We start from the raw sequence: 12,011 nt of genomic DNA on the forward strand, positions 1-12,011 counted from the left end.
ACAATTCGTTATCATGCCCGCTGATTTAACGACAAGGCCGTGGAAATTATCATGCTGTGGTTCAAAAATTTGATGGTTTACCGTCTCAGCCGCGACGTTTCGCTGCGCGCAGAAGAGATGGAAAAACAGTTAGCCGCTTATAGCTTTTCCCCTTGCGGTAGCCAGGATATGGCGAAAACCGGTTGGGTTCCCCCAATGGGTTCACAAAGCGATGCACTGACCCACGCCAGCAGCACGGGTCAAATCATCGTCTGCGCCCGTAAAGAAGAGAAAATACTGCCCACCCCGGTGGTTAAGCAGGCGCTTGAAGCAAAAATTTTCAAGCTGGAAGCCGAACAGGGCCGCAAGCTGAAAAAAACCGAAAAAGACTCGCTGAAAGATGAAGTGCTGCACTCTCTGCTGCCGCGTGCCTTTAGCCGCTTCAGCCAGACGATGATGTGGATCGATACCGTTAACGGGCTGATCATGGTGGACTGCGCCAGCGCCAAGAAAGCAGAAGATACGCTGGCCCTGCTGCGCAAAAGCATCGGCTCTTTACCAGTCGTTCCGCTGGCGCTTGAAACGCCGATTGAGCTGACCCTGACCGAGTGGGTCCGCAGCGGTACCGCGGCGCAAGGTTTCCAGATCCTGGACGAAGCCGAGTTAAAAGCCCTGCTGGAAGACGGTGGCGTGATCCGCGCGAAGAAGCAGGATCTGGTGAGCGACGAGATCGCCGTACACATCGAAGCGGGTAAAGTGGTCACTAAACTGGCGCTCGACTGGCAGCAGCGTATTCAGTTCGTGATGTGCGACGACGGCTCCGTGAAGCGTCTGAAGTTCTGCGATGAGCTGCGCGATCAAAACGAAGATATCGACAGAGAAGATTACGCCCAGCGCTTTGATGCGGACTTTATCCTGATGACCGGCGAACTGGCCGCGTTAATTCAGAATCTGGTGGAAGGTCTCGGCGGCGAAGCGCAGAGATAATTTCCCCTCACCCTAACCCTCTCCCCATAGGGGAGAGGGGAAAAAATCATTTCAGATAGCGGCACAGATAAGAGGTAGGTTCTGCAACCTGCAGATGAAATTCGCTGTGGCCAGGAACGTTGAAAACTTCCCCGGCAGCGTAAACTTTCCATTCCGTTTCACCCGGCAGTAAGACGTTCAGCGCGCCGCTGACCACCGTCATCTCTTCCGCTTCAGCCGTGCCAAAGGTGTATTCGCCTTCAGCCATGACGCCCACACTGGCGCGGCCAGTGCTGCTGCTGGTAAAACCAATGGATTTCACTTTACCGGAAAAGTATTCGTTACTTTGAAGCATGAACTGGCCCTTATATTCAGAGATAAAAATTCACTATAGGGGCCATGCTCATCACCTGTCACGCAAAATCATTACGTCAGAAGCTCTGATGCCAGGCGAGCCATCAGAACGTTAGATAACAGCACCGGCACGTCCAGCGCCTTTTGCAATAAATCGCGGTGATGCTGGTGGAACCCCAGACAGTCCAGAATCAACACATCTGCCCCTCTTTCCAGCAGCTCCTTCCCGGCAGCAATGAGTTTAGCCTCGCTGTCCCAGAAGGGGTTTGCCAGCGCGTACAGAGGCGTTTTTTCAAGCACATGCCATTTCGCTTCCTGGTTGTCCATGAGCTCCTCAATGGGCACAATCACCCCCACCTGATGCCCGTCAACAATGGAGGCCACCAGCGGCGGAATGATTCGCATCGGCTCAAGCAAAATCGCGTTACGCGCGATGAGCCCCTTAATGGGGGCGGTGCTCATCAGCAAAATAACGTCATATTGCTGATTATCGAGTACTTCTATAACTGCCTGCAGCGAACGCTCTATTTTCTGTCGTGAAACATGCGCCAGTTTACCGTCACTTAATAACGTCGCCAGGGGATCCTCCCCCGCCTCAACAGCGTAGTCTTCCATGACCTCTTCCCGACTCATCTTACCCAACAGGCTGAGATGCGTGATCTGTTGTTCAGATATATGCTCGGTTAAGAGCGGTAATACTTCGCTTACAGGGACCACACCAATGGTGAGGATCGCCAACGTTGCCTTCATCTTTTTTGCCTTCCATCACTACAAAAACGTGTACACAGGTACAGGCTCACTACGCTGCACAGTTCGTTTTTTCAACAAAACAGCACCAAGCGTAGCAGGTGATCTCTGTCCCGAAATGTAAAGATCACCTGCCGGAAACGGAGCTACCTGTAATAACTAAATATTAACTCCTGCTTAACATTAGCGATGAGTAAAAAGTGTGATTCAGGCACGGTATTGGAGCGTTTAGGAAAACAACTACGACTTATCGGGATCTTCGTAGCGCCGTTTGGCATCCAGCGCTTCCTGTTCAGTCTCATGTTCACTGATCAGCGAGTCCGGTTTGGGGTGATCGGCACGCAGCTGATACCAGGTGACGGTCTGGTCGCCATTGCCTTTTTCAACGGTAACAATACGTGCTTCGCGCGGATAGGGAGGTCTGGTTGGCATAGCTCATCCTTTTTTTATGTCTGAGCTATCAGTATAGACGGCGGTTAGCTGGCGCAGGCCAGACGCAGGGCGGTAATAATCTGAATTACCACTTCTTCCGGGGCAGCAGAGGCATCCACGACATGGTGTGCCGCTTCACGGTACAGTACATCGCGCTCGGCCAGCACTTCGCTCACCTCTTCGCTGAGCGGTCTGGAGGTCAGCGCCGGGCGTTGCCCCTCTTCCGGGAAGGCCTCAAGACGCCCTACCAGAGCCGCCACCGGCGCGCAGAGATAAATCACAATGCCTTTCTCGCGCATAAAGTGACGATTACACTCGGCCAGGACAATGCCTCCCCCCGTCGCAATGACGGCTGACGGCGTGGTGACCGCTTTCAGCGCAGCCGTTTCGCGTGCGCGAAAGCTCTCCCATCCCTCTTGCTCGACTATCTCCGCGATGGTTTTGCCAGCCTCGGTTTGCAGCCAGTGATCGGTGTCGACAAACTGACGATGACACGCGCGTGCCAGTTCAAGGCCAACGGTGGTTTTCCCACAGCCGCGGGGGCCAACTAAAAAGATGGGTTGGGTCATAGCCAGGTGTTCCCCTTGATGCCGGATGGCTGAAGAGTGTAAAGAAATAATTGCAGAAGATGTGTCGATTACTTTACTGCAAAGCGGTACGGGATGACAACCCTGTGGAGGCCACACTGTACCACAAATTGACAATAATTATCATTACGCTGTGCGGCGCTTCACTTCCAGCAGCCATTTATCCAGCTCGGCAGCAAACTGCTGACGATCGCGCTGGGAGAGGCTGTCCGGTCCACCGGTCTGCACGCCGCTGGCCCGCAGCGTATCCATAAAATCGCGCATAGTGAGTTTTTCACGAATGGTTGAAGGCGAGTAACGTTCACCGCGCGGGTTGAGCGCCGCTGCCCCTTTCTCCAGCACTTCCGCCGCCAGGGGAATATCCGCCGTGATCACCAGGTCTTCTGCGCTGCACAGACGCACAATTTCGTTATCCGCCACGTCGAACCCGGCTGGCACGCGCAAAGAACGGATGAACCGCGATGGCGGTACGCGAATATTCTGGTTCGCCACCAGCGTCAGCGGCATCTGAACGCGCTCGGCGGCGCGGAATAAAATCTCTTTAATCACATTCGGACACGCGTCCGCATCAACCCAAATCGCCATGTTGTCTCCCCATAATGACTCTGCCGACTATTGTCGCCTGCATTTCGTTGTTAAGCTATCAATCAGAGAAAACAACGCATAATGACGGAGAATCGTGATGGATAAGAAAATCGGGTTTATCGGCTGCGGTAACATGGGCAAAGCCATCCTGGGCGGCCTGATCGCCAGCGGACAGGTTCTGCCGGGTCAGATTTGGGTCTATACCCCGTCACCGGATAACGTCGCCGCCTTGCGCGATCAATACGGGGTCAACGCCGCCGAAAGCGCGCAGGAGGTGGCCCAGGTTGCCGATATCGTCTTTGGCGCCGTTAAGCCGAACATCATGATCAAAGTATTAAGCGATATCACTTCGAGCCTGAACAAAGAGACGCTGGTTGTGTCGATTGCCGCTGGCGTCACGCTCGATCAACTGGCGCGGGCGCTGGGCCACGACCGTAAAATCGTCCGTGCAATGCCCAATACGCCTTCACTGGTCAACGCCGGCATGACCTCCGTCACCCCTAACGCGCTGGTGACCTCAGAAGAGGTGGCGGACGTGCTGAACATTTTCCGCTGCTTCGGTGAGGCGGAAGTCATTGCCGAATCCATGATCCATCCGGTGGTCGGGGTGAGCGGTTCAGCCCCGGCGTACGTCTTCATGTTTTTAGAAGCGATGGCGGACGCCGCCGTGCTTGGCGGCATGCCGCGCGCGCAGGCGTATAAATTTGCCGCGCAGGCAGTGATGGGCTCCGCCAAAATGGTACTTGAAACCGGTAAACACCCGGGTGAACTGAAGGATATGGTCTGCTCTCCTGGCGGTACGACCATCGAAGCGGTGCGGGTGCTGGAAGAACGCGGGTTCCGTTCTGCGGTTATCGAAGCGATGGCAAAATGCATGGAAAAATCAGAAAAGCTGAGTAAATCCTGATGGAGAGTCGGGCGTCAGGCGGCCACTTCGGTGCGGCCTCGCCCGGCATTTTTCGCCTTGTACAGCGCCACGTCAGCCGCTTTCAGCCATTCCCGATAATGCACAAACTGTGGCCCCCAGGGTGCCACGCCGACGCTTATGCGTAGCGTCTCTTTCGGCGCGCAGGGCAGCGACAGCGTTTCCAGCCGCGCGTGAACCCGGGACATGACGGCGATGGCGCTTTCCGCCGCGGTCTGCGACATGATCACCGCAAACTCATCCCCGCCAAATCGGCCTATTGCATCCCCTGCGCGCACCGACATTTGAAGCTGGCGCGTAATGGCAACGATCGCCTGGTCGCCCACGTCGTGGCCCCAGGTATCGTTTATGTTTTTAAAGTGGTCGATATCAATCAGCAATATCGTGGCGGTGCAGTGGTTACGGCGACAGTGCTCAAACTCATTGCGCAGCAGCACTTCCCAGTGCCGTCGATTGAAGACCCCGGTCATACCGTCGCGGGTGCTCATCATTTCCAGCCTCCGCTTATGTTCCGCCAGCCTGATGGCCGTGCGGTGGCTGAGCCAGGCAAAGAGCGTGGGATAAAACATAAGGACGGGAAGGGTTAAGCCCCACTCCAGCGCCCCCGGATTAAAGGGCGCCACGCTACCAGCAAGCGGTAACGTAAGCAGCGCGGTAAGCAAGGTGAGCACGATCCCCGCAATAAAAAGGCGGCAGCCGCCGGACCCCATCATGTTCATCCCCACCATCATCACCAGCGCCGCCGCGGGTAATACATACATCCCCATCACGCCGATCCAGACCCCGGCGATAACGGCATCCACCTTGAGGTTAAAAATTTCCTGCTGATGAGGTGACGTGGCGCGGCAGGCGAGCTGCCAGGCAAAATGGGGCCAGACGAATGCCCATCCCACCAGTAACAACCACCAGCCGCCGGGTAAAAAATGGGTGACCAGAATACCCGCAACGGGGAAAAACATCGCCGCCAGCCCGACAACGCGCGCCAGCCGAACTCGCCTGGCAAACTGGATGCCGGTACGGTGAGGGTCATCCTGAGAAAGGGTTAAACTCCACTCTTCCCGAATGCGCTTTTGGGTGTAATAAATGTCATCACTCATCATTTTTGGGAATATTCTGAAACATTTTCCCAAATTATAGAGAGGGGGTCTGCGGGGAAAGTATGAAATTTCGGGTGAGCCGCCGGAGCCACTCACCCGTTTGAACTACACTTTTTTCTTCAGGCAGGCACTCATGAACTTGCTGCGATCGTCTCCCTTAAGGGATTGTTCGGTCGCTTTGGCATTACACTCGCGCATCTTTTGCTGCTGCGGCGTCAGGCTTTTTTCCGCCGGTTTCGCGGCGCCGTTTTTCAGGCAGTCGCTCATGTAGGTCTTACGGGCGTCGCCTTTCAGACTCTGTGACGCCGCCTGTTGATTACAGGTGGTCATACGTTGCTGTTGCGGCGTTAACGTTTTTTCTTCCGCGTTCGCCGAGGAGATCAGGAACAGGCCGGAGAGCAGAGTAACCAGTAATGTTGTTTTCATTGCACCATCCTTTTGTGAACATTCCCTGTAAGTCTGGTCCGTGGCAGGAAAAAAACCACCCGGCAGATGTGATTTTCCCCAGGAATTTATCATTTTAAATCCAGAACGGGAGTATTGGCGGTATCGGCATAAATGGCGTGGGTAATAAACAGGGAAAGAAATGCAATGAAAAGTGCGCTCTGTTTCGATTTATTTTCTCCATGTACAAATACTTAAAAATAAAACAGAGCGACTCCAGGCATCCTGCATGACAATTCTATGACACGTCGTTACGTTCCCTGACGGCTTAGCTGCGCGGATGCCTCAACAGCTTCTTTACGTATTGCTGCAGCAATTCCGCATCTTCGGCAGGAACCTGTGAATCGGGGCGAGCCTTTTCCAGCGCACCTTCGACGTTGTCGATCAGCGCCTCCTGATCCGGTTTTTCCATCTGTCGCAGCAGCGCCGTGACGACGATCTCCAGCGCCTCAACCTGGGCGACCAGCTCTTTTGACTCCTCTTCCTTTTGTGCAAGCTTGACCAGCAACTCAGCAATGAGATTTTTCATCGTGCTATTTCCTTATGGGATTTCCTCTGAAATTAACATCCGAAATGAAATATGCAAAGTGGAGAAAAGTATTATCTTATGCAAAAGTGACACCACTGCCAAATTAGGCTGCGCGGTATTTTCAGCGAAACGTTTTTCTATAAAAAAAAGCCGCATTTTGTTATATAAAAATGCGGCTACCATAAGAATATATAATACATCTGAGAAACGGTTATTTCGCCGATTTCGCCTCCGCTAATTGCCTGCGACGACGCAGGGCAATAGCCAGCTGGATAACATTTATCAATACTACAATCGCCGTTGCAGCAAATACCCAACGAAAGCCGGCCATTGCAGAAACGGATGCGCCAATAAGCGGACCGGCAACGTTGCCTAAATACATAAACGACTGGTTATATCCAAAAATACGCCCCGTGACCTGATCGCTGGAATATTTGACCAGCAGCGTCTGGACCGCGGGCAGCATGGCGCCATCCGCAAAGCCGAGTAAAAAGCGCAGCACGCCGAGCTGGAGCGGAGAAGTGACAAAAGACATAGCGAAAAAGAGCACGACCGCAAAAATCAGCGTCGCCATCAGGATACGCGCCGTGCCGATCCTGTCGCCCAGTTTTCCCAGACGCGGCGCAGAGATCAGCGCGGAGACGCCCGGTACGGCGGCAATCATACCGCTGAGGAAGGCGATATTATTGCTGTCTGGCTCCATCGACTTAATAAATAGCGCCAGAATCGGGCCGACCGAGCCGTTACAGAGCTGGATCACCATGGTGGTGACAAACAGGCTAATCATCAGCCCCGGGTAAGGCAGCGAGGCGAAAACGGCCTTGCCGCTCAGGCGCTCAGATTTACTGATGACCGGTCGGCCTCCTTCTTTAATAAGAAAGAGCGTCACCAGAAAACTTACCACCAGCAGGATCGCGGTGATGATGAACACCGCGCGCAGACCGACGTGGTCCGCCAGAAAGCCCCCCAGCAGCGGACCGCCGATGACACCGCTTATCTGAGCGGTGGAGAGCGTGCTCAGCGCCCATCCGCTGCGCTCGCGCGGCACCTGCGAGGCGACCAGCGCCATGGCGTTAGGAATATACCCGGATGTCAGCCCCATCACCGCACGCAGGAAAAACAGCTGCCAGACGTTAGTGGCGAAGGCCTGCAGGAGAATGGCTATCGCCATCCCGAGCGAGGCGCGCAGCAGCATCAGCTTACGCCCTTTTCTGTCGGCCAGGCTGCCCCACATCGGTGACACAATGGCGGAGACCAGAAACGTGACGCTGAACGTCAGGCCGGACCACATGGAGAGCGCTTCGTGGGAGGTGACCCCCAGCTGTGACACGTACAGTGGCAGGAACGGCAGGATCTGGCTGATGGCAAGCCCGGTGAAGAAGCAGCCGAACCAGACCGAGATAAGATTAACTTTCCAGGATTCCATAAAGAAATAGTCTTCATTTTTAGGCGAATTCGCCGTCAGATTAGCAAGTTACCGGTGTTGACGTCGCACCAGAGATGCGCCCTCGCTGACTTTGGTGTTTTATCTTCCCAGTCATCATATTTGTGAAATAAGTCACAAACCATCCATTTTCTGGCGGAATATTATGCTTCAGCGGCAGAGCCCGAAACCGCGCATACCCAGATGGAAATGGTTGGCATGCGCCGCGTTATACTCCGGCCCCAGACCGTTCCCGTAGTAGCCGCAGCTTGCCGCCAGTATGGCTTTCAGCCAAGGCTGCGTTTTTGCCGATCTCCAGCCGTTCAGTACCGTAACGCGCTCCCCGTTCGCCAGACGGAAAGCAACGATATCCAGGGCTTCTGCCGTCGCATGCTCGCTGCGCCGCGCGTCAGGCCGGTGGTAGATATTGCGACAGGCAAAGCTGCCGAGGTGCTCAATGCGCGTCAGTTCACTTCCCGTGAAGCGTTTGGTTAGCGGCCGGGCCTGCTGGCTGACAAACAGCGCAGAGCCGAGCGCCAGGGGGCAGCTGGCAAGAAAACTGCCGTTCAGGCTGACGGGGCCGAAGTCACGGACGCGGACGACGTTGCTCAGTGGACACTCTCCGCCGCTGTCCGCGACCGGCTGCGTGCGGATAAGATTTCTTTGATTAGCCCGCGCCAGCAGGTTCACGCAGGCGTCGGGCGTTAAGCGCCGCAGCTTATACTGGGTAATGCGGCCTGGCGGGTCGTCCAGAGACAGCGGCGTGAAAGGGTTGTAGTGTGACGGCAGCCAGCGGTAGCCCGCCGTTGCGATTGCCCCAAGGATGAAAACGGTCAGCAACGTTTTTCCTTTCACTCTCCCCCCTCACTGTTCCCCAAAACATTATGGCAGAAGGCCGCGAAACCCGCAGGGCATCGTGGTATGTTATTGGCTTTTCGTCAGACTGGAAGAGAGTGAGATGGCAAAGCAGCGCGTAGGTATTGTCTTTGGGGGAAAATCAGCGGAGCACGAGGTTTCATTGCAATCGGCTAAAAATATTGTCGATGCGATCGATAAAAGCCGTTTTGACGTGGTGCTGCTGGGCATTGATAAACAGGGCCAGTGGCATGTTAACGATGCCAGCCAGTATCTGCTGAATGCCAACGATCCGGCACACATTGCCCTTAATCCTTCGGAAATTAGCGTCGCCACCGTACCCGGCGTCGTTCAAGGACAGCTCATCGACGCCGGCAATGCGCAGGCTCTCGCCCAGATTGACGTGGTCTTCCCCATCGTTCACGGCACCCTCGGCGAAGACGGTTCCCTGCAGGGGATGCTACGCATGGCCAACCTGCCGTTCGTGGGCTCGGACGTGCTGGGCTCCGCCGCCTGCATGGACAAAGACGTCACCAAACGCCTGCTGCGGGATGCCGGGCTGAATGTCGCGCCGTTCGTGACGCTCACCCGCGCCAACCGCGACAAGCACAGCTTCGCGCAGGTTAGCGCTGAGTTAGGCCTGCCGCTGTTTGTGAAGCCAGCCAACCAGGGCTCCTCCGTTGGCGTCAGCAAAGTCACCACCGAAGCACAGTTTGCGGAAGCCGTCCGTCTGGCGTTTGCGTTCGATCATAAAGTGGTGGTTGAGCAGGGGATCAAAGGCCGCGAAATTGAGTGCGCGGTGCTGGGCAATGATTTCCCACAGGCCAGCACCTGCGGTGAAGTGGTCTTAAACAGCGACTTCTACTCGTACGACACCAAATACATTGATGATAAAGGCGCCCAGGTTGTTGTTCCTGCGGATATCGATCCGGCCATCAACGATAAGATCCGGGCGATCGCCATTCAGGCTTATCAGACGCTCGGCTGCAGCGGCATGGCACGCGTGGATGTGTTCCTGACGCCGGAGAACGAGGTGGTGATCAATGAAATCAACACGCTGCCGGGTTTCACCAATATCAGCATGTATCCAAAACTGTGGCAGGCCAGCGGGCTTGGCTACTCTGAGCTGATCACCCGCCTGATCGAGCTGGCGCTGGAGCGTCATGCCGCCGACAGCGCCCTGAAAAGTTCCGTTAACGGTTAATCGGCGCCTTTAGCCGTCTCCTCCGCTGTCGTCTCTTCAGGACGACGGCGGATAATCAACCCTGCCAGCCAGAAACCGATCGCCCAGGTCACCAGACCCACGGCATAAGTTTGCCAGCCTTTTGCCTCAAACCCCAACAGCCCCACGACGCCGTTAAGAATAAAAATCAGGCCAATAGCAAAAGCGTAGTAGTGCCAGTCACGGCGAAGTTTGGACGTGAGCTTCATAACAACTCCGGCAGGAAAAAAACACATCCTCTCACAGTTTTACCGCCAGGTCTGTGGCAGATGCGGAAATTCTGAAATGCGACGATGTTTCACTTAAGTTAATAAATTGTGACGTGATGCAGAAATCAACAATCCAGGAGAATTCCTGAGCGTAAATTACCACGATTCTGATATTGACAAATGCGATGACCTGTCAAACTCACCCCGTAAGACGCGTATTAAAACAGAGTGATACCACGGGAGGTCAACATGGCTGACTTTACATTGTCGAAACCGATTTTTGGCGGCAAACCAAAAACCTCCACGGCGGGTAATATCGCGTATGCCCTGTTTGTCCTGTTCTGCTTCTGGGCAGGCTCCCAGTTGCTCAATATGCTGGTACATGCGCCTGGCGTTTATGAACACCTGATGCAGGTGCAGGATAACGGACGCCCGCGAGTTGAAATCGGGTTTGGCGTCAGCACCCTGTTCGGTCTGATCCCCTTCCTCGCGGGTTGTATGATTCTGGGCGTCGTCGCGTTAGTGCTGCGCCTGCGCCGTCGTCATTAAAGCCCCATACAGCGAGCCCGGCGATCGTCCACGCGTTTTGCGAACCAGGCTGTGGTCAGGTTACGCGTGATCTTCGGGCTTTCCAGCTGAATACCCGGCAGGATAGCCCTCGGTAACGTTTTCCCGCTCTTCTTCTCTGCAAGCGCAAACACTTTCTTGTACAGATCCGTTTTCTCAAATGTCAGGCTATCGCCTTTCTCAAGCTGACGGCGAATGTCGCTGTTGCTCATATCAAGCGCTGTCGATAATTTCCGGATCGCCCGCTCGGTGCTTCCCGCCTCGCTGCTGCCGTAGGCGATGAGATCGCCGTCCAGCGCCAGCTTGACGCCGCTTGCGCGGCTAACCGCGCTCTGAAACGCCGCGTTACGGCTGGCATACCAGCCCGCGTTAAAGTCGGCAAAGCGGTACAGCGGCTCGCTGTAGTTCGCCGGATAATTCAGCAGATGCCGGGTGCCGAACCACAGTCCGCCACGCAGGGAGAAGACCTCCTGACGCACCGTACCGTCGATGTTCCACGGGTAGCCGTCGGTATGCTTCTCGGCAAACGCAATGCTCACCTGCATCGGGCCACCGGTGTGAACCGGATTCAGTGAGCCAAACAGTTTTTGCCCCATCGGCACCATGTTAATGAAATCATCAAAGATGGCGCTAAGCTGTTTTTCGGTTTTCACCGTATCCAGCCTTTCGCTGTAGCTTTTGCCGTTTGGCGAGGTGATTTTCAGCGCGGTGTGCACGAGAAACACCGGGATATGCATCGATTCCGCACGGCGGTCGATCTCTTTCCAGGCAATTTTGTTGAGACCCGGCACCACCGGGTCGGACTGGTACATCGACTCCTGCTGCGCCACCGCCAGCACCGAGCAGATATTCTCCTCGGTTGGGGCGATCTTCTGGCTTTCAAAGGTTTTTGCCAGCGCATCCGCCCACGCATTGCGATCCTTCACGCTGGCGGGCATTTTTTGCCGCACAACGCTCGCCACATCCACGGGCTTCTCGCCCTTTTTAAGCGGAGCAGCCCCTTTTTCGGCACAGCCCGCCAGGACGAGGGCGGCCAGCAAGGACAACGGTAACGCGCGCGGTACGGCAAAAGACATAGCAACTCCCTGTA

At 55.2% G+C, this 12,011-nt stretch carries 16 protein-coding genes; 4 read left to right on the plus strand and 12 right to left on the minus strand.

The window, feature by feature from the left end; genetic code table 11:
- Positions 1-51: 51 nt before the first annotated feature.
- Entirely contained in the window at positions 52-966 is a 915-nt protein-coding gene (rdgC, locus tag ACWKXT_RS07735) for a recombination-associated protein RdgC (RefSeq protein ID WP_014882739.1), read from the plus strand.
- A gap of 46 nt (positions 967-1,012) precedes the next feature.
- Here rdgC and ppnP read toward each other — a convergent pair whose 3' ends face one another.
- The 5 genes from ppnP to ACWKXT_RS07760 form a co-directional block, all read right to left on the minus strand.
- Entirely contained in the window at positions 1,013-1,300 is a 288-nt protein-coding gene (gene ppnP / locus ACWKXT_RS07740) for a pyrimidine/purine nucleoside phosphorylase (protein ID WP_045328300.1), read from the minus strand.
- Positions 1,301-1,371: 71 nt separating this feature from the next.
- Entirely contained in the window at positions 1,372-2,049 is a 678-nt protein-coding gene (locus ACWKXT_RS07745) for an AroM family protein (RefSeq protein WP_454528063.1), read from the minus strand.
- Between the two features lie 237 nt (positions 2,050-2,286).
- Positions 2,287-2,478: a protein YaiA gene (yaiA, locus tag ACWKXT_RS07750; RefSeq protein ID WP_013095817.1), complete on the minus strand. Its 192-nt coding sequence runs from the start codon at positions 2,476-2,478 to the stop codon at positions 2,287-2,289.
- Between the two features lie 44 nt (positions 2,479-2,522).
- Complete coding sequence (gene aroL, locus ACWKXT_RS07755) at positions 2,523-3,047, minus strand: shikimate kinase AroL (protein ID WP_454528065.1); 525 nt, start codon at positions 3,045-3,047, stop codon at positions 2,523-2,525.
- 144 nt (positions 3,048-3,191) lie between these two features.
- Positions 3,192-3,650 (minus strand): YaiI/YqxD family protein, encoded by a 459-nt coding sequence (locus tag ACWKXT_RS07760; RefSeq protein WP_262747736.1) that lies wholly within the window; start codon positions 3,648-3,650, stop codon positions 3,192-3,194.
- Between the two features lie 97 nt (positions 3,651-3,747).
- On the opposite strand from ACWKXT_RS07760, the gene proC reads away from it, so the two are divergent.
- The gene (gene proC, locus ACWKXT_RS07765; protein WP_454532099.1) at positions 3,748-4,557 is read left to right on the plus strand and encodes a pyrroline-5-carboxylate reductase; all 810 of its coding nucleotides are present in this window, start codon (positions 3,748-3,750) and stop codon (positions 4,555-4,557) included.
- A 14-nt stretch (positions 4,558-4,571) separates the two neighbouring features.
- Here proC and adrA read toward each other — a convergent pair whose 3' ends face one another.
- The 5 genes from adrA to ACWKXT_RS07790 all read right to left on the minus strand — a co-directional run bounded on the left by adrA (position 4,572) and on the right by ACWKXT_RS07790 (position 8,923).
- A complete protein-coding gene (adrA, locus tag ACWKXT_RS07770) occupies positions 4,572-5,675 on the minus strand; it encodes a diguanylate cyclase AdrA (protein WP_454528067.1) in 1,104 nt (367 codons plus the stop codon).
- Between the two features lie 102 nt (positions 5,676-5,777).
- Positions 5,778-6,098 carry a phosphate starvation-inducible protein PsiF gene (gene psiF / locus ACWKXT_RS07775; RefSeq protein WP_454528068.1) on the minus strand — a complete coding sequence of 107 codons (321 nt, stop codon included), beginning with the start codon at positions 6,096-6,098 and terminating at the stop codon, positions 5,778-5,780.
- 286 nt (positions 6,099-6,384) lie between these two features.
- On the minus strand, positions 6,385-6,645 hold the full coding sequence (gene iraP / locus ACWKXT_RS07780; protein WP_454528069.1) for an anti-adapter protein IraP: 261 nt from the start codon (positions 6,643-6,645) through the stop codon (positions 6,385-6,387).
- Positions 6,646-6,856: 211 nt separating this feature from the next.
- Entirely contained in the window at positions 6,857-8,071 is a 1,215-nt protein-coding gene (locus tag ACWKXT_RS07785; protein ID WP_454528070.1) for a multidrug efflux MFS transporter, read from the minus strand.
- A gap of 168 nt (positions 8,072-8,239) precedes the next feature.
- The gene (locus ACWKXT_RS07790) at positions 8,240-8,923 is read right to left on the minus strand and encodes an extensin-like domain-containing protein (protein ID WP_454532100.1); all 684 of its coding nucleotides are present in this window, start codon (positions 8,921-8,923) and stop codon (positions 8,240-8,242) included.
- 103 nt (positions 8,924-9,026) lie between these two features.
- Between ACWKXT_RS07790 and ddlA the strand changes: the two genes are divergently transcribed.
- Complete coding sequence (gene ddlA / locus ACWKXT_RS07795; protein ID WP_454532101.1) at positions 9,027-10,127, plus strand: D-alanine--D-alanine ligase; 1,101 nt, start codon at positions 9,027-9,029, stop codon at positions 10,125-10,127.
- Here the strand turns inward: ddlA and ACWKXT_RS07800 are convergent.
- The gene (locus tag ACWKXT_RS07800; protein WP_454528073.1) at positions 10,124-10,354 is read right to left on the minus strand and encodes a DUF2754 domain-containing protein; all 231 of its coding nucleotides are present in this window, start codon (positions 10,352-10,354) and stop codon (positions 10,124-10,126) included. The two genes, ddlA and ACWKXT_RS07800, sit on opposite strands and share 4 nt — an antisense overlap.
- A 249-nt stretch (positions 10,355-10,603) precedes the next feature.
- Here ACWKXT_RS07800 and ACWKXT_RS07805 point away from each other — a divergent pair, with 249 nt between their 5' ends.
- Positions 10,604-10,903 carry a DUF2755 family protein gene (locus ACWKXT_RS07805; protein WP_080328096.1) on the plus strand — a complete coding sequence of 100 codons (300 nt, stop codon included), beginning with the start codon at positions 10,604-10,606 and terminating at the stop codon, positions 10,901-10,903.
- Here ACWKXT_RS07805 and ACWKXT_RS07810 read toward each other — a convergent pair.
- The gene (locus ACWKXT_RS07810; protein ID WP_454532102.1) at positions 10,900-11,997 is read right to left on the minus strand and encodes a DUF1615 domain-containing protein; all 1,098 of its coding nucleotides are present in this window, start codon (positions 11,995-11,997) and stop codon (positions 10,900-10,902) included. The genes ACWKXT_RS07805 and ACWKXT_RS07810 overlap by 4 nt on opposite strands.
- Positions 11,998-12,011 lie beyond the last annotated feature (14 nt).

The sequence above is a fragment of the Enterobacter sp. UPMP701 genome (genome assembly GCF_053709515.1).